The organism is Limnobacter sp., from assembly GCF_043511195.1.
Classification (GTDB): Bacteria; Pseudomonadota; Gammaproteobacteria; order Burkholderiales; family Burkholderiaceae_B; genus Limnobacter.
Genome location: NZ_CP121330.1, coordinates 107,997 through 129,947 on the forward strand (window position 1 = coordinate 107,997; position 21,951 = coordinate 129,947).

The window sequence follows — 21,951 nt, forward strand, 5'->3', positions numbered from 1 at the left end:
TCTTATTTGATTGCAGAAAACGCCTTGTCAATCGCCACCTTGGTGGCCTCAATCACTGAATCGTCGTGCGTCACGGACACAAACCCAGCCTCGTAAGCCGACGGCGCCAGGTAAACCCCGGCGTCTAGCATAGCGTGAAAAAACTTGTTGAAGCGATCCCGATTCGACGCACTCACTTCCGCAAAACTGGTGGGTACTTTTTCGCTGAAATAAATGCCGAACATGCCGCCAATGCTGTCTGCGCAGAAGGTTTCACCATGCGCATACGCCACCTGGTTAAAGGCCTCCACCAATTTGCGGGTTTGAGTTTCCAGCTTTTCGTAAAAGCCTTCCTGCTTAAGCAGGCACATGGTGGTTAAACCTGCAGCCACCGCAACCGGGTTGCCACTCAAAGTACCCGCTTGGTAAACAGGTCCCAACGGCGCAATACAGGCCATGATGTCTTTGCGACCACCGAATGCACCCATGGGCATGCCGCCACCAATAATTTTGCCCAGCGTGGTCAAATCAGGCGTGATGCCGTACACGCCCTGCACACCTTGCGGCCCCACGCGGAAACCAGTCATCACCTCGTCAAATATCAGCACGGCTCCATGCTGGGTGCACAAGTCACGCAAAGTATTCAAAAACTCGCGCGTGGGCTTGATCAAATTCATATTGCCCGCTACCGGCTCTACGATGACGCAGGCAATGCTGCTGCCGCTGGCCTTGAACAACGCGTGCAACTGCTCCACATTGTTGTAGTCCAGCACGCGCGTGTGCTTGGCAAAATCTTCAGGCACACCGGCCGAGGTGGGGTTGCCAAAAGTCAACAAACCAGAACCCGCCTTCACCAACAAGCTGTCGGCATGGCCGTGGTAACAGCCTTCGAATTTCACAATGGTGTCGCGACCTGTAAAGCCACGGGCCAATCGAATGGCACTCATGGTGGCTTCGGTACCGGAACTGACCAGGCGCACCTGCTCCAGCGAAGGCAACATCTCGCACAGCGTTTCAGCCATCACAATTTCGCCCTCGGTGGGCGCGCCAAAGCTCAGACCACCCACGGCGGCTTCTTGCACAGCCTTGATTACGTCCGGGTGGGCGTGGCCCAATACGGCGGGCCCCCAAGAACCAATGTAATCAATGTAGCGTTTGTCATCTGCGTCCCACACATAAGGGCCATTCGCACGTTTGAAGAATCGGGGTGTACCACCAACAGAACGAAAAGCACGCACGGGTGAATTCACACCGCCAGGAATTGTTTTTTGTGCGCGTTCAAACAGCACTTCGTTTTGGCTCACTTCTTGACCACTCATTGTTGAAACTCCAAATTATTAATACTGCGTTTCCACTGCATCCACCCACTGCTGCGCCACACTGCAAACCTGCGCCGCATCCGGCTTCACGCCAAACAAACCATTCACCACCGCCACCGCATGGGCACCAGCTTTCATCAACTCGGGCACATGCGCCAGTGTTATTCCACCAATGGCCACTGTGGGCACCCCCAAGTCGCGGGCCTTTGACAACAACTCGAGTTCAGCGCGCACCGCATTGGGCTTGGTGCCGCTGGGGTACATGGCACCAAAGGCCACGTAGCTTGCGCCATTGCGCACAGCTTGTTCTGCCAGTTCAAACTGATTGTAGCAAGAAGCACCCACCACCCATTTGGCCCCAAGGCGGCTTCGCGCCTGCGCGATGGCTTCGTCGGTTTTGCCCAAATGCACACCCACCAGCGCGCCACCGTCAAATTTTGAAAACTCGCCAGAGGGCACATCATTCAAAATCAGTGCCGCATCGTACTTCTCGCACAGGGAGTTCAGTTGCCCGACAAACTCAATCAACTCTGCTTGGTCCCAATTTTTTTGTCTGCACTGAAACAAGCGCACGCCACCCTCCAGCGCAGCAGCCACACAATCCACAATTGCATCGGGGGTCCAGATGGCGGAGCGTTCGGGGGTAATTGCATACACCCCTCGAACAAGCGCATTGGTCGGCTCATTGGTGAGCTCACTCATCTTCATCCTCTCCCAAATGCTGCATCAGGTGCATGCGGTCAGGAATTAACTGCCCTTGACCCACGGCGAACCCGTAACTCAAGGCCTGCCAGGTGTATTCCAGCGCCAATTCAACCGCCTCCTGCACACTTAAACCCTGGCCAAGGCCCACGGCGCAAGCACTGGCCAATGTACAGCCAGAACCATGGTATTGCCCTGGAAGGCGCTCACAGGGAAATTCAACAAGCTGCTTGCCTGCCACATACAGTCGGTTGACCACGTCGCCTGAGTCCAGGTGCTCGCCTTTCAACAGCACCGCCTTGCAACCCATTTGCAGCAGGCGTTCAGCCGCCTCGTCAATATTTTTAGTCCCGGTGAAGGCTTGGGCCTCGGGCCAATTCGGAGTTAACAGATCAACCACCGGGAATAGCTCGTTTCTGTAACTATCAAACAAGTCCTGTCCGCCAAAAGCATCTCCACGCCCGGAAGCCCGCACGGGGTCAACCACCAGTGGCACATGGGGCCATAAGGCTTTGGCCTTCAACACCGCGGCCACAGCCGCCGAACTGCCCAACACACCGGTTTTGAGGGCACTTGGCGCGACACCGTCCTCAAGCAAGACGTTAAACTGGGCATTGATCCAATCGGCCGAACATGGCTCGAAGCGCTGAACACCCACGGTATTCTGGGCGGTCAAGCCGGTAAGGATGGTCAAAGGATGTGCGCCAAGCGCCGAAACTGTCAGGGCATCAGCTTGCAAACCCGCGCCAGCAGTGGGATCCGATGCTGAAAAGGTCAGCACCAAGGGTACGGTCAGTGTCATTCAAAACCCAAAAAAAACCGACAACCTTTGTAGTCGGCTGCCAAACTCAGTATTATCCACCCGTTGCAATTTTTTTTCTGGAAGTAGCTCAGAATGAATACTTGGATTTGTTTGATTTGCGGTTGGGTATACGATGAAGCCGCTGGCGTGCCCGATGAAGGCATTGCTCCTGGCACCAAATGGGAAGATGTTCCACCAAACTGGGTTTGCCCGGAATGCGGTGCCCGCAAAGAAGATTTCGAGATGACTCAAATCTAAAAACCAAAAAACCATGGATCAATGACCGAACAACCAGCCGACCCTGCCAAAGCGTTTGAAGACCACGCCCCAACGCCGGTCAGGCCCAAGTTTGTTCGGCAACTGGGTCAGTTTTCTGCGGGCTTGCTGGTCGCAGCTTTGGTCTTATTGGTGGCCGGTTTGTTTGCCAAAAGCCAATCGGACAACATTCGCAATACCCAACTGACCCAAATCAACCTGGTGGAAGGCCGCGTTCAACAAGAATTGCTGGCGCTCAATGGCCCGGGCAGTGAAACCGTGCAACCTCAGGGTTTAAAAGCCCTGCTGGGAATTGGCCAACAGGTCAGCCAGCAAAACAAAGGGGCACAGTGGTTCGGTGCGCTGCACAGCCAAACCCTTCAGGTGCTGTTGACCCAAACCATTGAAGCACTCTCGCGCCCCGTGGCTGGTGTCAATTCCAGCCTGGAAACCCAGCGCCAACTCGAAACACAGCTTCGGCTCGATACACTGCCCAAACTTGCCCAACTGAAGGCGCACATTGCCCAAGCCACCAATGGTTATCTGGTGTTGCTGTTTGGCCTGGCCACCTTGCTGGCCGCGATCGGCCTTGCCCTGGGCGTTCAATGGAACACCCACCGGAAAACACTTGCCTTGGGTCGCCGCGTGCAAATGCTAAGCCGCGCGCTGCACAGCCAACAGGAAAATGACCAGAAACGGGAAGGCGCTCACGCTGCGCTTGAGGGAGTGCTGAAAGCCCTGAACAGCAACCAACAGCTGGAGCACCGTGGCACGCTGATGCAAATTGGCCAACAGCTGGAAGAACTGAACCAAAGCGGAAGGGCGGTATTGCAGTTTGCGAAATCATTTCACCAGCTGTCCACCCAAGGCACCCAGGTGGTGAAATCAACGTTGAACAGCGAGCAACGCAACGCCAAGGCCGAAAACCACATGGAAATCATGCAAACTCAGCTCGAAGGTCTGCGCTCCGACATTCGAAGTGCGGCACAGGGTTTGCGCAAGGCGGGCGAGGTAAGCCGACAACTTTTAGGCCGGCTTGACGCATCGCAAATGGAATTGACCCTGACAGAACCGGAAAACAGCCGGCAATTGCAGCAATTGGTGGAGCAAAGCCAGCAGGCCCTGAAAGAATCCATTGAAGGTTTGGTGCTGGCCAGCCAGAAAATCAATATGGGCCAACATGAATCGAACAAGTTGGCCGAGTACATGGCCGTGAATCAAACCGCTTGGTCCAACTTGCTCAGCCAGGTTGAACAGGTTGCTGAATCTGCGTCGCAAGAATCTGAAAGTGCCTTGCGGCTGGCCAAACGGCTGATGGAGAAAAGCCAACAGACCGCGCTGGCTTCACCGGGCAGTCAAGCTGCCAAAGCGCCACCGCAACTGCTGCCCTGACCCGCCGTGCAACCGTAGCAATGGTCGCCCACCACCACTTCGATGGAATCCAGTGCAGTTTGAGTTAAATCAGCCAAAGTCAGCGCCCGGCCTTGCGAATCACGCACAGGCCAACCCAACTGTTGATTGAAGTCGCAATCGTACAGCGTGCCCTCGTAGTCGATCGACACCAAACTGCGGCACATGACCGCGTCCAGATTGCTTTCCCGGTACGCGCCTTTCAGCGTATTCATGTACGTTTCAAACGTACCCTTGCTGATCAAGGTGCTGCCAAAACGGGCAATCGGCATGTTGGTAATGGTCACCAAACCGGTGAAGCGAATACCAAACTTCTCAAACAAAACTGCCTTGTAATCAGCTTCCAGCGCCTCTTGCGGGGGTGGCAAGGCAGGGCCTTGCGGGTTGAACACCAGTGTCAAGCGCAGCCTGTCGCCATAGCCCAAGGCGTTCAGCTTTTGCAAGCCCGCAATACTGGCATCAAATACGCCCTTGCCGCGCTGCTTGTCTACGTTGTCCTCGAGGTAACATGGCAATGAAGCGAAGATTTCAACTTCGTTGTCGGCCAAAAACTGGGCAAGGTCTTCATAACCCGGTTCGCTCAAAATGGTCAGGTTGCAGCGATCAATCACATGCACACCCGCCTTGCGGGCCGCCACCACCAGGCGCTTGAAGCGCGGGTTCATTTCGGGTGCGCCACCGGTTAAATCAAGCTTTTTCACCCAACCCTGATTCATCAGGGTAATCAGCTGATCAATTTGCTCGTCCTGCATCAACTCGGTGCGATTGGGGCCTGCATTCACATGGCAGTGGGTACAACTTTGATTGCACAGGTAACCCAAATTGACCTGAATGGTTTCCAGGTTCAAGCGCTTTACGCTAGGGAAGGTGGTACTTTTCAACAAATGAACTACTGAGTGCATGTAGGCTCCGGTTTCTGTGCGCCGCGCGGTTATTTCGTTTTCAGATAATGAGAGAATCAATGCTCGGAAGCAAGATTGATGCAGTTTATTTATCGCGTTAATCGATAGTAACAAACTTACATAAGCTCATTCGCTCAAGCCATGATTCAAGTTACAGTCAACGGTGAAAATCGTGAATTACCGAGCAACAGCACGGTTGCCCACTTGGTGGAAAGCCTCCAGTTAACCGGTAAACGCATTGCTGTAGAACTCAACGGCGAAATTGTGCCCAAAAGCCAGCACGCCACCACAACCCTCAGCCAAGGGGCCAGTCTGGAAATTGTGGTCGCAGTGGGCGGCGGCTAAACCATCAGGAGCAGTACCCAACATGCAAAACACCAAGGACACATGGAAAGTAGGTCACCGTGAGTTCACCAGCCGTTTGCTGGTGGGCACTGGCAAATACGCCAGCATGGAAGAAACCCGCGAGGCCATCACTGAAAGTGGCTCCGAAATTGTAACTGTGGCCATACGCCGTACCAACATTGGCCAAAACGCCGGCGAAGCCAGCCTGCTCGACTACATTTCACCCAGCCAATTCACCTACCTGCCCAACTCCGCGGGTTGCTACACGGCCAAAGACGCAGTGCGTACCCTGCGACTTGGCCGCGAATTGCTCGACGGCCACAACCTGTGCAAGCTCGAAGTGCTGGGCGACCCCACCAACCTGTACCCCGACATGGAAGAAACATTGGTGGCCGCCAAAGAACTGGTGGCCGATGGTTTCGACGTGATGGTGTATTGCTCCGACGACCCCATTTACGCCCGCAAGCTAGAAGATGTGGGCTGTTTGGCCATTATGCCGCTGGCTTCCCTGATCGGCTCAGGCATGGGCATTTTGAACCCGTGGAACATCAACCTGATTCTGGAAAAAGCGCAAGTGCCGGTGATCGTGGACGCTGGCGTGGGCACCGCTTCCGATGCAGCCATTGCCATGGAACTGGGTTGCGCCGGTGTACTCATGAACACCGCGATTGCCAAGGCCCAAAACCCGGTACAAATGGCGCGCGCCATGCGTTTGGCCACACAGGCCGGTCGCGAGGCCTTTCTTGCAGGTAGAATGCCGAAAAAGTTTTACACAGCCAGCCCTTCTTCCCCAGTGGAAGGCGTTATTTCATCCAGCTCAAAATGACAGACCAAACCCCCGACATTCCGTTTCGCGACCAGCACATTAAAAGTTTTGTGAAACGTCGGGGGCATATTTCACGCGCCCAAGAACGTGCTGTAGAAGACGGCATGCCCAAATGGGGCATCGCCTACAGCGCACAGGCTCAAATTGATTTCAGCAAACAATGGGGCACCACCGGCCAGCCCAATTGGCTGGAAATTGGTTTTGGCATGGGCGAAACCACCGCCAAAATAGCCAAGGCACATCCCCATGTGAACTACCTGGGCGTAGAAATTTATACCGCTGGCGTAGGTTCGCTGATCAAGAAAATCGAAGAAGACGGCATTGAAAACATTCGCATCATTTCACACGATGTGGTCGATGTGTTGCGTGACATGATTCCCGACGCCAGCCTGGACAAAGTTCTGCTGTACTTCCCCGACCCTTGGCGCAAAGCCCGCCACCACAAACGGCGCCTGATTCAACCTGAGTTTGTCGCCAAGCTTGCAAAGAAAATGAAACCAGGTGGTGTTTTGCACTGCGCCACCGACTGGGAAAACTACGCCCACCACATGCACGATGTACTCAGTGTGGCGCCCGACTGGCAAAATATAGCTTCAACGCCTTTTGCACCACGCCCCGACGACAGGCCACTGACCAAGTTCGAAAACCGAGGTCTGAAATTGGGCCATGGCGTTTGGGACCTCCTGTACCGGGTACGCTGAAGCACAAACAGACCTCCCCTCTTGCGGTATGCCTTGCCGAGCCTGAATTTGCTTTAATCAGGCTCAACCTCGCAAATTCTATACGGCATGCTTTCATCGCAAAAAAACGGACTGGTGCGTGCATTCATCTCCAACAGCGCCGTCATATCGCTCAATTCACGCACGCTATTGGTTTGCGTCACCGCCTTGTTGGCCCTGTCGCTCTGCATTTACGCCATTTTGAACAATCAGTTCAGCGCACAGCATGCTGAACACATCGACCAATTACTCACGGCCAAAGCGCAAGCCATCGACCACAGCGACCACACAGGGCACGACCACGCCCTGGCCATGACACCGGTCTATTACCACTCCGGCAATCTTGAAGGTGCACAGGGTACGTCGCATTGGCCCAAAGGCTGCGAATTGGTGCCCACATTACCCGGGTCTGAAATTCGTCGTTTTCAATGCGGAAATGGCATCCGTCTGCATGCCCTTCAGGCCATGCTTCCGCCTGAACACGCGGCAGGCCAGGTCATCACCTTGTGGGCAACACACATTCCCAATGCCTCATTGTTGAACATGCAGCTGGAGGATCTCCTTGGTCTCGCCGCCCTGATGCTGGTCATCAGCACTTTGTGCAGTCGCTGGATCAGTCAATCCATAACCCAACCTTTGGGCGAAATTACCGCCAGTGCGCAACTGATGGCCGACGGTAACTACGATTGGCGGCTTTCCGAGAGCTCAATTGGCGAAATCAACCAACTGGCGTTCACATTCAACCACATGGCCAAAAGCCTGCAAGAACGCGACAAAGTCATTCGGCGAACCGCGTACAAAGACCAGCTGACCGGACTGGACAACCGCGCGTATTTGACGCTCGCATTAAGGGAACGAACACAAAGCGCCCGCGAGCCATTGAGTATTGTGATTTGGGGCATCGACAACCTGGACAATATCAATGAAGTGCTGGGACATGATGTTGCCGACAAAGTGTTAATCAAAGTGGCGCGCAAGGCCAGTCGCATTTGTCAGGAAAACCTGGTGATTGCACGGCTTGAAGGCAATATTTTCTGCATGTTGTTGCCGCGAGAGCTGCTTGAAAACATGTTGAAAAAGCACACCCTGAAACGCATGCTTCACGGTTCACTGCGGGTGCAAGACTACCAGCTGGATATTCAAAGCCACGCTGGCCTTGCGCATTACCCCGAGCACGGCCAATGCCCCGAGACACTGATGCGCAGGGCAGAAATCGCCCGCCAACTGGCCAAGAAAACACGCCAAACCAGCATTGTGTTCGAGGCCCGGCTTGAACAACGCTCAGCCAACCGCCTTGAGCTGATTGCCCAACTGCGCAGGGCCATCACCGACGACGAGTTTTGTCTGTACTTTCAGCCCAAGCTAAACCTTCGAACCAACAGCATCAATCAGGCGGAGGTGTTGTTGCGCTGGAATCACCCTACCCACGGTTTGATTGCGCCAGGCGCGTTTATCGAACTTGCAGAGCAAACAGGCATGATTCGCGACATTACCCGCCTGGTCCTCAAACAAACCTACGCCATCATCAATCTGTGCGCGAATCAAAACATCAGGCTGTCGGTGAACCTGTCCGCCATGGATCTGGAAGACTTCAGCCTGATTGATTTCATGCAACACATGCACAGCAAGCAACCCGACGCCTCACGCCATATTGTGCTGGAAATCACCGAAAGCGCTGCGATGCGAGACCCCGAGCAAGCGCTGGACATACTGAATCAACTGGCCGCCATGCATTTTCAGATTGCGGTAGACGACTTTGGCACGGGCTACTCCTCCCTGGCTTATTTGAAACGCTTTCCGGTGACTGAACTTAAAATTGATCGCTCCCTGGTACAGGGCGCAGACATTGATACCGATGGACAAATCATTCTTGAATCAACCATTGAAATGGGACACATCATGGGTCTGCTGGTGACGACCGAAGGCGTAGAGACACAAGCCGAATACGAACTGGTCAAAAAACTGGGGGCCGACTATGTTCAAGGCTTCTGGTTGTCCAAACCCATGTCATTTGACGAATTCAAATTGAAACACCTGATTGGCAATCACGATCAGATGGTTCATCAACTCTAAACGCTTCAAATAGCACCTCAAATCTGGCTGTATTTGACCCGAGCGCGCTCTGCTTCGATATGATGTTGACATGACAATTCACACACCCAAAGCATCACCGTGAAAATGAAACAGTTCGACGTCGCCATCATCGGCAGTGGTTTAGCAGGACTCACCACAGCCCTGCAATTGGCTGACAAACTCAAAGTGGCCATTATCTGCAAACGCTCGGTGTCTGACTCTGCCAGCCGCTGGGCACAGGGTGGCATTGCCGCTGTACGCGACCCCGCAGACAGCGTTGCCGAGCACGTGCAAGACACGCTGGTGGCAGGTGGCGGCCTGTGTGAACGTGATGCGGTGCAATTCATTCTTGAAAATGCATCGAAATCCATCGACTGGCTGGTGGAACAGGGCGTGCCTTTTTCTCGTGAAGATGAAGAAGGCCCGAGTAACACCGAACCCAACGGCTTTCACCTGACACGCGAAGGTGGCCACAGCCGCCGGCGAATTCTGCATGTGGCCGATGCCACAGGCGATGCCGTACAAACCACGCTGGAAGCCAAGGCACGCAACCACCCGAACATTCAATTGTTTGAACACCACATGGTGATCGACCTGATCACCGGAGACAGGTTGAGCGAGAAAAAAGCCGGCATTTTGGGTGCGTACATACTGGATGAGCAATCACAGCGCGTGCTCACCCTGACCTGCCCCTACATTGTGTTGGCCTGCGGTGGCGCGGGCAAGGTGTACAACTACACCACCAACCCCGACACGGCAACCGGCGACGGCATTGCCATGGCCTGGCGTGCTGGCTGCAGAATTTCCAACATGGAATTCATTCAGTTTCACCCCACCTGCCTGTACCACCCTTACGCCAAAAGCTTTTTGATCACCGAAGCAGTCCGTGGTGAGGGCGGCCTGTTGAAACTGCCCGACGGCACCCGTTTCATGCCTGAACACGATGAACGTGCTGAACTGGCACCGCGTGACGTAGTGGCCCGCGCCATCGACTTTGAAATGAAGAAACGCGGTCTGGATTGCGTGTACCTGGACATCAGCCACGAACCAGCCGATAAGCTGAAAAAGCACTTCCCGACCATTTACAAGCGCTGCCTTGAACTGGGCATCGACATCACCAAGCAAGGCATTCCTGTGGTGCCCGCCGCGCATTACACCTGCGGTGGCGTGGTCACCGACCACAACGCCCGCACCGACATTCCCGGCCTGTACGCCGTGGGCGAAACCGCCTACACCGGCCTGCACGGCGCCAACCGCCTGGCCAGCAATAGCTTGCTGGAATGTGTGGTGTTGGGGCAAGCCGCCGCCAACCACATTTTGACCAAACCCCACCGCGAAACCATGGGCTTGCCCGACTGGGACGAAAGCCGGGTGACCGACCCCGACGAAGAGGTGGTGATTTCCCACAATTGGGCAGAACTGCGCCAAACCATGTGGAACTACGTGGGTATTGTGAGAACCGACAAACGCCTGGAGCGCGCGCAGCACCGCATTCAATTGCTTCGCGAGGAAATTCTCGAGTTTTACAGCAATTTCCGGGTCAGCCGGGATTTGCTGGAACTGCGCAACCTGGTGGACGTGGCCGACCTGATTGTGACCAGCGCACTAAGCCGAAAGGAAAGCCGTGGTTTGCACTTCAGTGCCGATTATCCAGGCACATTGCCAAAAGCATTCCCCACGGTGTTGCAGCGACCCAAGAAAAAGTGAGTGCGGCAGCGACTGCTTGTCGCTTGCCGGGCTGCCGGTTTGGATCAACCGGCTCTTAATCCAGAACCCGCAACGAGTAATCCACCGCCGTCACGTCTTTCGTCAGCGATCCAATCGAAATGCGATCAACGCCTGTTTCTGCAATCGCGCGCACCGTGTGCTCATTCACTCCGCCCGAGGCTTCCAGAACAGCCCTGCCCTTGTTCAATTCAACCGCCACGCGCATGGCTTCAAGGCCAAAGTTGTCCAGCAGCACCGACTTGGCACCGGCCTGCAACGCCTCCTCAAGCTGCACCAAACTTTCCACTTCAATTTGCACACTTACATGCGGCGCACCCAGCGCGTCGGCACTCGCCAACACCTGTGAAATACCACCCGCTGCTGCAATGTGGTTTTCCTTGATCAAAATGCCATCGTACAAAGCCAGGCGCTGATTCAAACCGCCACCCACACGCACTGCATACTTCTGCGCCAAGCGCATGCCTGGCAGGGTTTTACGGGTGTCCAGAATGGACGCGTTGGTGCCCTCAATCAAATGTACAAAATGGCGGGTGCGGGTGGCCACGGCAGAAAGCAGCTGCAAATAATTCATCGCAGAACGCTCGGCCGTCAACAAAGGGCGGGCATGCGCATCAATTTCACACACCACCGTGCCAGCTTGCACCTCGTGCCCCTCTGGAACCTGCCAGCGCACCAAAGAATCCGGGCACAGCGCATTGAACACGCCATTGAACCAGTCTTGGCCACACACCACAGCCTTGTCGCGGCACAGCAGTTGCGCTTTGCAACGCTTTCCTTCGGGTACCAGCAAACCAGTCCAATCGGTGTTGCCCATGTCCTCGGCAATGGCATCGTGTACATTTTTCAGCAACGCCAGTTCAAGCGCGGGTCCAAAAGATTGAAACAATTCCGAACGACTCATGCTGGCCCCACTCCCTTGTGCGCCTGCTCAAGGCGGCCTTGGCCACGTGGCCCTGAAATACCATGTGTTTTGGCAAAATCCAGCATTCGGTCAATGCAACGGTAAGCTTGCTTGCCCAGTGCCAGGTCCACCTGCACCTCGCCCACACCACTATCAAACCCGGTTTTCAACACATCGCGCAGATTCTGCAAACCATTCATGGCCATCCACGGGCAGTGGGCGCAACTTTTACAGGTGGCTGAGTTGCCGGCAGTGGGCGCTTCGATCAAATGTTTACCTGGCGCAAACTGTCGCATTTTATGAAGAATGCCGTTGTCAGTGGCCACAATGTAAGTGTTCACACCCGGGGTTTGAGTGGCCTTGATCAGTTGCGTGGTGGAACCCACCACATCGGCCAGCGCAACCACGTCGGCTGGTGACTCTGGGTGCACCAACACCATGGCTTCGGGGTGCTGGGCCTTCAACAGTTTCAGTTCCTCCGCCTTGAATTCGTCGTGTACAAGGCACGAGCCCTGCCACAGCAACATGTCTGCCCCGGTCTGTTTTTGAATGTAATGGCCCAAATGCCGATCGGGTGCCCAAATCAGCTTTTGACCCTGCGCATGCAAGTGCCCAACAATGTCCAAAGCAATACTTGAGGTGACCATCCAGTCTGCGCGCGCTTTCACGGCTGCACTGGTGTTGGCGTACACCACCACCGTGCGATCGGGGTGCTGGTCGCAAAAAGCATTGAACTCATCCGAGGGACACCCCAGGTCGAGTGAGCATGTCGCATCCAGATCAGGCATGAATACCCGCTTCTCGGGATTCAAAATTTTGCTGGTTTCACCCATAAAACGCACACCAGCCACCACCAGGTTCTGCTGCTTGCTCTCGCGTCCAAAACGCGCCATTTCCAGCGAATCGGACACACAACCGCCGGTTTCTTCGGCCAAATCCTGCAGTTCAGCGTCCACATAATAATGCGCAACCAGCACGGCATCGCGCGCTTTGAGCAAAGCCTTGATTTCCGCTTTCAGTGCAGCCCTTTCTTCAGGCCCGGGCTGCTGGGGCACGCGGGCCCACGCTTGGGATGGTTTACAACTTGTGGCAGGGCTGGCCTGTGATGGCAAATCGAACTCAACAGGCTTGATGTCTACTTGATTCACGGAACGCTCGGTTGGTGACAAGGAAAGTCCATATTTTACTCCCTTGGCCCTCGAAAATCCTGTGAACCCAGAACGAAGGGCGATCTGAACTTTTAGGTAACCCCCGTCACTCAAAGGGAGCATTTTGATTAATGCGACAACGCTCGTCGCCCAACTGCCCGATCCCCGTTGTCTTTTCTAGCCCTCATCAATATTCCTGGAGCACTCTTCATGTTGAAGCAATCCCTAAAATCGTTATCCATTCTGGCTGCCTTGCTGTCCATGCACTCCGTTGCATCTGCCACCTGTCAAGGCAACGACTGTCAAGTTGAAATCGACGCCAACATTGACTTTGACAGCAGCTATTATTTGAGCGAAAACCACAACGGCATTTTCATTCAAAGCAACACCGGCACCAATGCTGCAATCGTTGACCTGCAAAACGTGGTCATGCGCGACAACGGCAATATCACAGGCTCCGCGCAAGCAGTGGGCAACAACATTGCCATTTCACTCAGCGCCTCCTCGACCGTGCCTGTTCGTCACGTCTCACAGAGCAATTACGGCGATCAACTGGCCTCCGTCAATGTGTCCCAGCGCAGCACCTCCAAAACTGGCGAAGTACTGATCGAAGCCGTTTCAATTGGCAACAACTTCAGCCTGAACCTGGACAATGCCAGCCTGGCTGAATTGTCAGTGGCCCAGTGCAACGTGAGCGACAACGTGGCTGTGGCCGAATACCGTTGGGACCCCACCCGCCTGACCGCTTCTGCTACAGCAGTAGGCAACAACATTTCAATTGGCAGCGCACGTCCTTAATTGAACTTTTTCCCCCAAGCGACAACCTACAGCCAAAGGTCGCTTGGGGTGAATTCCTACCCAAAGCCCCCTCAAGAAACCAAGGAACCACTCGAATGAAATTACTCAAAATCTGTATTGCCACACTGGCCTTCAGCTTTGGCGGCGCATTCGCCCAAACCTTTGAAGGCAACGTCAGCTCATTCGAAACACCCTATGGCATGCGCAGCGTAACCGACATTGACTCCCCCGCAGGCACCCGCCGCGACGCCAATTTCAACCGCACCCAAGTTGACTCTCCAGGCTGGGGATTCGCATCCACCGCCATTGGCAACCTGATCAATGTGCAAACCGAAGGCAACAACAACACCGTTGTCATTAATGCGACCCAAATCAACAATGGCTCTCAAAACGCCACGATTGACGGCGGTTTCTGAGAACCCACGTCACGCACTGATACTGAATAAACAAAGGCCCACTATGTTCTGCTACCCGCTTCCAAAATTTGCATTTATTTCGGTGCTTGCTGCATCGGCCAGTGCATGCACAACACTACCCTCCTTCAGTGAAGCGGAGTATGTCAGCCCCTTCGACGGCGCAAGCGTGGTGGAAAACACAACCCGCTACAGTCCCGCGCTTGAATGCCTCAAGCCCATGGTGGGCGGGCGCGGCCCCAATTCAAAACGATTCGCGGTTGGCCGGGTCAGCGACTTCACGGGCAAGGAAGATTTGGTCAACGGCAGGCGCATCACACAGGGCGCTGCCTTGATGGTCATTTCCGCTTTGGCAAAAACCGGGGTCCCAATCGTTGAACGATTCGACACCACCATCGCCGACATGGAACTGAAGTACGCCGACAACAAGTTGATTACAGACAACCCCGACAGCAAAGCACACCGGCAAATTTTTTCAGGCACCCTGCCGGGTTCGGATTATCACATTGTGGGAGGCATCACAGAAGTGAACTACAACATTCGCAGCGGAAGCGTTGAATCGTCCATTCGCTTCATTGGTGCCGCAGCCCGCTACTTTGTCATGAACGTGGCGGTCGACCTGCGCGTCGTGAATACAAAAACGCTTGAAGTTGTGAACATACAAAGTCTTCAGAAACAAATTATCGGCACAGAATTAAATGGCGGCTATTTCCGACTATTCAGTGATGGTTTGGTCGATATCAATTCAGCCGAGCGCACCCAAGAACCCATTCAAAAAGGCGTTCGCATGGTGATTGAACACGCGGTATTCAATATGCTGACCGAGATGAATAATTTGTCGGCGCAAAGTTGTGCGCGGCTAAGTACCGCTGAATCAACTGCCAAATCACCCACTAAATCACCCACTCAATCACGTGCGAACAACCCAATCGTACTTACCCCGCCACCGGCAGAAACATCATCAAAACAAGACCCCAACATTGTGATCGACCCATACACCGGGGAAATCATTCGCGAAGCGAGCAATCGCAACACCGCGGGCTCATCGCAAAGTGAAGTGACTGAATTGAAAGGCTTGTTTGGCAATGGCAACAACGCTGCAACCGCGCCACAAGAATCAACAAGCAACACCACCCGCGAAATGCAGGAAAAACTACTGTGGGGCAATCGCCCACAAATTCGATAGAAAAACACACACCCAACAAAAAAGCCTCAGCATGTGCTGAGGCTTTTTTGCTGTCGGCTTGGCGATCAGGCCGATTCGTCGGTTTGTTCTTCTTCGCGAATCGGTGAGGCCAAAATCTTGTCGATTCGCTTTTGGTCCATGTCCACCACTTCAAAACGCCAACCGTCCCAATCAACAGTGTCGCCGGTGGCAGGCAAACGCCCAGTCAACAGCATCACCATGCCACTCAAGGTGTGGTAGCGCCCCTTCTCTTCTTCCGGAACGCTCTTGATATTCAAGGTGTCTTTCAATTCCAAAATGGCAATTGCGCCGTCCAGCAGCCACGAGCCATCGTCTCGCAACACCGCCCACGAGTCTTCCTTGTTGTGCGGGGTAAATTCACCAGTCAGGGCTTCCATCAAATCGTGCAAGGTCACAATGCCTTCAAGTTCACCGTACTCGTCAATCACAAAGGCAATGTCCATGTTGTTGCTGCGGAACTGGGTCAACAGCTCCATACCCGTCAAGGTTTCAGGAACAAACACACATTGCTGCAAGTTGGTGGAGAAGTCAGGCATTTTGCCCTGTGCAGCATAAGCCAGCGCCTGCTTGGCATGAATGACACCAATCAGGTTGTCCAGGCTGCCATCCACCACGGGGAAGCGCGAGTACTCCGACTCAATAACTCGCTTCAGGTTCTCTTCCTGAGGCAGGCGAATGTCGAGGTACAGCACATCGGAACGGGGAATCATGAGTGAACCCAGCTGCCGGTCATCCAGACGGAATACGTTGCGCAGCATGGTGTGTTCGCTGCTTTCAATCACGCCAGAAACAGAGCCCTCATCGAGCATGGCATGAATTTCTTCCTCGGTGACGCCGTTGTCTGTGTTTTCCTTGACACCCATAATGCGCAGCAAACCACGGGTAGAAAAAGACAAAAACATCACGAAGGGGCGTGTGGCAATCGCCAGAATTTGCATGGGTCTTGCAACCAGGCGGGCAATCACCTCGGGGCTGATCTGCCCCAAACGCTTGGGCACCAGTTCGCCGACTACAATGGACACATATGTCACGCCCACCACCACAATGGCTGTGGAAACAACATCGGTCAGCGCCACTTCCAGTCCGAAAGTTTGCAGCCAAAGGGCGAGTGGCTTGGCCAATACGGCCTCGCCCACAATACCGCTCAACACGCCGATCGATGTAATGCCAATTTGAACGGTGGACAAAAATTTTGTGGGATCTTCAGACAACTTGAGCGCAACTGCAGCAGATTTGTCGCCTTCTGCTGCCAATTTCACCAAACGCGCCTTTCTGGCTGTCACCAGTGCGATCTCGGACATGGCAAACAAACCATTGGTCACGATCAAACCCAGCAGAATCAGCACTTCCATGAGGAATCTCCTTGACCCATAGGCGAAGCAAGGGCGGCAAACGCAAGGCTTGATCGAGCATTTTTAGGCTGGAAGGACTTGGAGAACTGGTGCGCTACATGCGCTTTGAAAAGGTTTGCCACTGACGGCGAGTTGAAGTTTGAACAACTTCGACAACTGGAACTATCCATAGACGGTCGGGAAAGGCCCGAGCACTCCTGTAATAAAAAAACACCGCCTAATCGTACAAAGACGACGGGGCGGTGTCAATTTATCTTTTAAAAATCAGGTCTTGTGGTAAATCTCAGACCCTTTCTTGATGAACTCGATGGATTTCTCTTCCATCCCCTTGCTCAGGGCGTCTTTTTCAGAAACACCCAGCTTTTCGGCGTATTCGCGTACGTCCTGGGTAATTTTCATGGAGCAGAAGTGCGGACCACACATGGAGCAGAAGTGCGCCACCTTCATGCTCTGTTTGGGCAAAGTTTCATCGTGATACTCACGAGCCGTGTCTGGGTCCAGACCCAAATTGAACTGATCGTCCCAGCGGAATTCGAAACGTGCTTTCGATAAGGCATTGTCCCGAATTTGAGCACCAGGGTGCCCCTTGGCCAAATCGGCGGCATGTGCAGCAATTTTGTAAGTGATGATGCCGTCTTTCACATCCTTCTTGTTTGGCAAGCCCAAGTGTTCTTTGGGCGTGACATAGCACAGCATGGCACAGCCATACCAACCAATTTGTGCCGCGCCAATGCCACTGGTGATGTGGTCGTAACCGGGTGCAATGTCAGTGGTCAATGGGCCCAGCGTGTAGAAAGGCGCCTCGTGGCATTCTTTCAACTGAATATCCATGTTTTCTTTGATCAGCTGCATGGGCACGTGGCCCGGGCCTTCAATCATCACCTGCACATCGTGCTTCCAGGCCACCTGGGTCAACTCGCCCAGAGTACGAAGCTCGCTCAATTGGGCCTCATCGTTGGCGTCCCACACGGAACCGGGGCGCAGACCATCGCCCAGCGAGAAGCTGACGTCGTAGGCCTTCATGATTTCGCAAATGTCTTCGAAGTGCTCGTACAAGAAGCTTTCTTTGTGGTGAGCCAGGCACCACTTCGCCATGATTGAACCACCGCGCGACACGATGCCGGTCATGCGGCTGGCTGTCATGGGCACATAGGCCAGGCGCACACCCGCGTGAATGGTGAAGTAGTCCACGCCCTGCTCCGCCTGTTCGATCAAGGTGTCGCGGAAAATTTCCCAGGTCAGGTCTTCAGCCTTGCCATTGACCTTTTCCAAGGCCTGGTAAATGGGCACGGTACCAATGGGCACGGGGCTGTTACGCAAAATCCATTCGCGGGTTTCATGAATGTGCTTGCCCGTGGACAAGTCCATGACCGTGTCACCGCCCCAGCGAATTGACCAGGTCATTTTTTCCACTTCCTCGCCGATCGAGGAAGAAACAGCCGAATTGCCAATGTTGGCGTTGATTTTCACCAGGAAATTTCGGCCAATGATCATGGGCTCAACTTCAGGGTGATTGATGTTCAAGGGGATAATGGCGCGGCCACGGGCAATTTCATCGCGCACAAATTCAGGCGTGATTTGCTCAGGAATCGAGGCACCAAACGATTCGCCTGGGTGTTGACGGGTCAGCAGGTCAACCATTTTGGCGCCAATTTTACCGCCAGCGTGTTTCAGGCTTTCAATGTATTCCTGGCGGCGCATGTTTTCGCGAATGGCCACGTATTCCATTTCAGGCGTAATAATGCCTTGGCGTGCGTAATGCATTTGCGTCACGTTCTTGCCAGCCATGGCTTTGCGGGGTTTGCGCTGCAAGTTAAAACGCAACTCGGTCAGCTTGGGGTCGTTCAAGCGCTCAATGCCGTATTCGGAACTTGGACCGTCCAGCATCTCGGTGTCACCGCGCTCGTCAATCCAGGCGTTGCGAATGGCCGGAAGACCTGAACGAATATCGATTTTTGCATCGGGGTCGGTGTAAATGCCCGAGCAGTCGTACACATAAATTGGCGGGTTCTTCTCGCCACCGAATGAGGTAGAGGTGTCGTCTTGCGAAATCTCACGCATCGGCACCTGAATGTCGGGTCGAGAACCCTGCACATAGACCTTGCGGGAATTGGGAAGTGGCTTGACCGCAGCTTGGTCAACCTTGGCGGTTGCGGCTAGAAAATCTGGATTGGCGCTCATGAATACTCCTGTTGGGCGTGTATCGTGTTCGTGCCGGGTGCATGATCATTCCACCCGACCACCCACAAGGAGAAAGGCCAGTGAAACGCTTCCTGCAAACAGCATTATCTGCACAGGTGTGAGGGTTTTTCTCACCCGGCAACAATTTGCCAGGACCCCTGCGTTAAACTCAAACAAGCTCAAAGTATAGGCCCGCGCCAGCAACACCTCAATACGCGGTTTGCACAAGACGCTCTTTTTGTTCAACTTTCTCGGATCACGCAATTTTATGGGCAACAGACTCAGTTCAATCACCACCCGCACCGGCGACGATGGCACCACTGGCTTGGCCGATGGCAGCCGTTTGGCCAAAAACGATCTTCGCGTTCATGCCATGGGCGATGTCGATGAACTGAACAGTCACATTGGCTTGATCTTGACCGAGGCGCTACCTGAACGCCTGGCCACAGAACTGACCCGCATTCAGCATGATTTGTTCGATTTGGGTGCAGCCCTGTGCATGCCCGGCTTTGATGTATTTCCGCAGCAAGCCGTGAGTAGGCTTGAAGACCTGATCAAGGAATTCAATGAACCCCTGCCCCGCCTTGAAGAATTTATTCTGCCTGGCGGCAGCAAAGCCTCTGCTTACGCCCACATTGCCCGCACGGTGTGCCGCAGGGCAGAGCGGGTGCTGGTGGATTTGAACCAGCAACAAAAACAGCCTGAAGACCTGCTGCTCTACATGAACCGCTTGTCCGATTTCCTGTTTGTGGCCTCACGCTGGATTCACCACAAAAAAGGCGTGCGGGATGTGCAATGGAAAAAAGGGTTTAACCGGCCTGAATCAGTTTAGTTGCCCGCGTCCGTAGACTGCTGATCGTCCACTGGGCCTACTTTCTTTGGTTTTGGCGGGAAGAAAAATGCGCCAGGATTTTTCAAAAAATAACCAGCAACCTTGCGCGTCAGCAGAAAGACCCCAAGGTGGTGAACGCCGCGCGCCTTCACCGCAGTGTATAAAGCAAGCGCAAAACTGACGGATAGATTACCCGCACCGATCAAGGCCACGCCGCCCAACGCAAATAACAAGCCATACACCCCATACTCAAATCCACCCGCCTGCATGGAATATCCCACCTGGGCTGAAGAAAACGCAAAGTGAGTGGTATCAATCGGCAAACCCAACAAAAAGCCGATAAAACCGAGAGAGCCCAACATGAGCCCTAAAAAGAGGCTTCCCATGATGGCTCCAAGGTTATGCTCCGCGTAGTCAGCGAGCCTCGCAAGTTTTTGTACACCCAATAGTTTTCGTAACCAGATTACTTTTCGAATGCGCAGGGGAACCCTTTCGTAAATACACAGGTTGTCATAATAACCAGAGACCACACCGGTTAAAAACAAGGCAATACCAGCCATGGCGGCATGAGGAATGGCCATAGACATGATCGGGTTAACCTGATGCAGAAAGAGCTCGCGCTTTTCTTCATCAATCGGTGGAGAGCCGAACAACATAGTCCACGCATATCCAATCAAGAGCGCTGTTGAAAATGCCAGCAACATATTTCCGGCAATCGCAATAAACTGAGTTCTTGCCACTTGAGCAATCAGATCCACCACGCTATCCATGGACCTCAAGCGCCCATTGCGTGAATCAATTGCGGAGGCTATTCGAGCCGCTGTCATAGCGGGCTGTTTGGTAGCCACGGTACCATGCAGCAAATGAATCACGACGAAACAGGCACCATAGTTCAAACTGAAGATCATGGCTTCCCAAAACGGGGGCAACTTAAGGGCAACCATCCACACTTTGATAAATGCAAATATTGCGATAACAAAGCCACCGATCACGGCTGCTTTTCCCATCTGCCAGTATTCGGCCGGGGATTCTGCTGTGTAGTGTTCTCCCGCTTTGCTGGCATGTTCTGTTATTCGCAAAGCCAGCTTGTCAGTTAAACCCTCCCACAAGTCAGCAATCGAATGCTTTCTATTTTCTTCCCGGGTCAGAGTACAAAAAAAGCCCACACAACTTTGCACCCGGTTCTCGGTGGGCAAGGCTCCAGTCAGCTGAAGTAATTTACGCATACGTGCGATTGACTGCTCCAGTCGAATCAAATGCATACTTAATGTGACCGAAATACCCAATACCTTGGCTTGTGCGTAAGCCCGCTTGATTTGGTCCGTGCATTGATCCAGCAACACATCCAGATGATCACCTAAATCCGCCAATGACTCGTGCTGGTTCAAGCGTTCGTGAGCCTGCGCTATCATGGCGCGGAGTTCCAGGTGCTGCTCGACGAATGGAGATGTATGGCGATCGGACATGCCAAGGCAGCGGACCACCTCGGCCTCAATGCCCAAAGCCGCAATCCGGACTGCGAGCATTTCCAGAGCCTCGAGCATTTCATGTTGAATTCGCAGCCAGATGGGCAACTTTGGATCAAGCCATTCAAGCAGAAAGAAGAGTCGCGTCCAGCTCTCGGTGCTTATGGACTCAAGCCATTCGTGGTCATCGGCTTTCGGGAACATTAAGTTGAGCGACTCTCGAACGGTCTTGTCGTCCACAGTGGCAGGCAAAAGGCGCTGAAAAATCCTGCTTTTCATCGCCTTGCCAAACGTCTCGCTTCCGAGGATACCCAGCTCCGCAAAGGTATAACGGTAACGGGATTCCTTCAGGAACTGCTCAACGTAGCCCTTGACCTGCACACGCAGGTCATTGGACTGCTCAAGCGCTTCCACCAGCATGGAAAATCGCCGCTCAATTTCGAAGTCGGAGCCGGGAGCCCCTTCTCTAAACCATTCCATAAGGTGGCACAGGTGGGCAATGTCCGCCTCGTGCTCGGTGTCTGGGCTCATCCCGTTCAGGATGGTCAGCAGCGCACCTCGAATGTTGTAATTTGGGTTCGTTGCCATATTCT

20 protein-coding genes are annotated in these 21,951 nt (G+C 53.9%); 11 read left to right on the forward strand and 9 right to left on the reverse strand.

The window, feature by feature from the left end; genetic code table 11:
• Positions 1-2: 2 nt before the first annotated feature.
• From hemL to P0D43_RS00555, 3 genes are read right to left on the reverse strand one after another with little or no spacing between them, the layout of a single operon-like run.
• Positions 3-1,298 carry a glutamate-1-semialdehyde 2,1-aminomutase gene (gene hemL, locus P0D43_RS00545; RefSeq protein WP_159568865.1) on the reverse strand — a complete coding sequence of 432 codons (1,296 nt, stop codon included), beginning with the start codon at positions 1,296-1,298 and terminating at the stop codon, positions 3-5.
• Between the two features lie 18 nt (positions 1,299-1,316).
• Positions 1,317-2,000 (reverse strand): thiamine phosphate synthase, encoded by a 684-nt coding sequence (gene thiE, locus P0D43_RS00550; protein WP_394672976.1) that lies wholly within the window; start codon positions 1,998-2,000, stop codon positions 1,317-1,319.
• Complete coding sequence (locus P0D43_RS00555; RefSeq protein WP_394672977.1) at positions 1,993-2,802, reverse strand: hydroxymethylpyrimidine/phosphomethylpyrimidine kinase; 810 nt, start codon at positions 2,800-2,802, stop codon at positions 1,993-1,995. Before P0D43_RS00555 ends, thiE begins: the two co-directional genes overlap by 8 nt.
• A gap of 93 nt (positions 2,803-2,895) precedes the next feature.
• On the opposite strand from P0D43_RS00555, the gene P0D43_RS00560 reads away from it, so the two are divergent.
• Both P0D43_RS00560 and P0D43_RS00565 read left to right on the forward strand, forming a co-directional pair.
• Positions 2,896-3,060 carry a rubredoxin gene (locus P0D43_RS00560; RefSeq protein WP_008249735.1) on the forward strand — a complete coding sequence of 55 codons (165 nt, stop codon included), beginning with the start codon at positions 2,896-2,898 and terminating at the stop codon, positions 3,058-3,060.
• Positions 3,061-3,081: 21 nt separating this feature from the next.
• Positions 3,082-4,449, forward strand: a complete 1,368-nt coding sequence (locus tag P0D43_RS00565; protein ID WP_394672978.1) for a hypothetical protein — start codon at positions 3,082-3,084, stop codon at positions 4,447-4,449.
• On the opposite strand, the gene arsS is transcribed toward P0D43_RS00565, so the two are convergent.
• Positions 4,413-5,369, reverse strand: a complete 957-nt coding sequence (gene arsS / locus P0D43_RS00570; RefSeq protein ID WP_159568869.1) for an arsenosugar biosynthesis radical SAM (seleno)protein ArsS — start codon at positions 5,367-5,369, stop codon at positions 4,413-4,415. The two genes, P0D43_RS00565 and arsS, sit on opposite strands and share 37 nt — an antisense overlap.
• A 144-nt stretch (positions 5,370-5,513) precedes the next feature.
• On the opposite strand from arsS, the gene thiS reads away from it, so the two are divergent.
• From thiS to nadB, 5 genes are all read left to right on the forward strand, one after another.
• Positions 5,514-5,714, forward strand: coding sequence for a sulfur carrier protein ThiS (thiS, locus tag P0D43_RS00575; protein WP_201301448.1), 201 nt, complete (start codon positions 5,514-5,516; stop codon positions 5,712-5,714).
• A 22-nt stretch (positions 5,715-5,736) separates the two neighbouring features.
• Complete coding sequence (locus P0D43_RS00580; RefSeq protein WP_159568871.1) at positions 5,737-6,540, forward strand: thiazole synthase; 804 nt, start codon at positions 5,737-5,739, stop codon at positions 6,538-6,540.
• Positions 6,537-7,241: a tRNA (guanosine(46)-N7)-methyltransferase TrmB gene (trmB, locus tag P0D43_RS00585; RefSeq protein WP_394672979.1), complete on the forward strand. Its 705-nt coding sequence runs from the start codon at positions 6,537-6,539 to the stop codon at positions 7,239-7,241. Before P0D43_RS00580 ends, trmB begins: the two co-directional genes overlap by 4 nt.
• An 87-nt stretch (positions 7,242-7,328) precedes the next feature.
• On the forward strand, positions 7,329-9,332 hold the full coding sequence (locus P0D43_RS00590; protein ID WP_394672980.1) for a putative bifunctional diguanylate cyclase/phosphodiesterase: 2,004 nt from the start codon (positions 7,329-7,331) through the stop codon (positions 9,330-9,332).
• 105 nt (positions 9,333-9,437) lie between these two features.
• The gene (nadB, locus tag P0D43_RS00595) at positions 9,438-11,039 is read left to right on the forward strand and encodes an L-aspartate oxidase (RefSeq protein ID WP_159568874.1); all 1,602 of its coding nucleotides are present in this window, start codon (positions 9,438-9,440) and stop codon (positions 11,037-11,039) included.
• Between the two features lie 55 nt (positions 11,040-11,094).
• Here the strand turns inward: nadB and nadC are convergent, their stop codons facing one another.
• The gene (gene nadC, locus P0D43_RS00600; protein ID WP_159568875.1) at positions 11,095-11,961 is read right to left on the reverse strand and encodes a carboxylating nicotinate-nucleotide diphosphorylase; all 867 of its coding nucleotides are present in this window, start codon (positions 11,959-11,961) and stop codon (positions 11,095-11,097) included.
• The gene (nadA, locus tag P0D43_RS00605; protein ID WP_394672981.1) at positions 11,958-13,109 is read right to left on the reverse strand and encodes a quinolinate synthase NadA; all 1,152 of its coding nucleotides are present in this window, start codon (positions 13,107-13,109) and stop codon (positions 11,958-11,960) included. Before nadA ends, nadC begins: the two co-directional genes overlap by 4 nt.
• 210 nt (positions 13,110-13,319) lie before the next feature.
• Between nadA and P0D43_RS00610 the strand changes: the two genes are divergently transcribed.
• From P0D43_RS00610 to P0D43_RS00620, 3 genes are all read left to right on the forward strand, one after another.
• Positions 13,320-13,907 carry a hypothetical protein gene (locus tag P0D43_RS00610; protein ID WP_341237648.1) on the forward strand — a complete coding sequence of 196 codons (588 nt, stop codon included), beginning with the start codon at positions 13,320-13,322 and terminating at the stop codon, positions 13,905-13,907.
• 95 nt (positions 13,908-14,002) lie between these two features.
• Entirely contained in the window at positions 14,003-14,323 is a 321-nt protein-coding gene (locus tag P0D43_RS00615; RefSeq protein ID WP_159568877.1) for a hypothetical protein, read from the forward strand.
• An 82-nt stretch (positions 14,324-14,405) separates the two neighbouring features.
• On the forward strand, positions 14,406-15,506 hold the full coding sequence (locus P0D43_RS00620) for a CsgG/HfaB family protein (protein WP_394672982.1): 1,101 nt from the start codon (positions 14,406-14,408) through the stop codon (positions 15,504-15,506).
• A 65-nt stretch (positions 15,507-15,571) separates the two neighbouring features.
• Here P0D43_RS00620 and P0D43_RS00625 read toward each other — a convergent pair whose 3' ends face one another.
• Positions 15,572-16,879 carry a hemolysin family protein gene (locus P0D43_RS00625; protein WP_159568879.1) on the reverse strand — a complete coding sequence of 436 codons (1,308 nt, stop codon included), beginning with the start codon at positions 16,877-16,879 and terminating at the stop codon, positions 15,572-15,574.
• 264 nt (positions 16,880-17,143) lie between these two features.
• On the reverse strand, positions 17,144-19,060 hold the full coding sequence (gene thiC / locus P0D43_RS00630; RefSeq protein WP_394672983.1) for a phosphomethylpyrimidine synthase ThiC: 1,917 nt from the start codon (positions 19,058-19,060) through the stop codon (positions 17,144-17,146).
• 268 nt (positions 19,061-19,328) lie between these two features.
• On the opposite strand from thiC, the gene P0D43_RS00635 reads away from it, so the two are divergent.
• Complete coding sequence (locus P0D43_RS00635; RefSeq protein WP_341237652.1) at positions 19,329-19,892, forward strand: cob(I)yrinic acid a,c-diamide adenosyltransferase; 564 nt, start codon at positions 19,329-19,331, stop codon at positions 19,890-19,892.
• On the opposite strand, the gene P0D43_RS00640 is transcribed toward P0D43_RS00635, so the two are convergent.
• Entirely contained in the window at positions 19,889-21,946 is a 2,058-nt protein-coding gene (locus tag P0D43_RS00640) for a site-specific recombinase (protein ID WP_394672984.1), read from the reverse strand. The genes P0D43_RS00635 and P0D43_RS00640 overlap by 4 nt on opposite strands.
• Positions 21,947-21,951 lie beyond the last annotated feature (5 nt).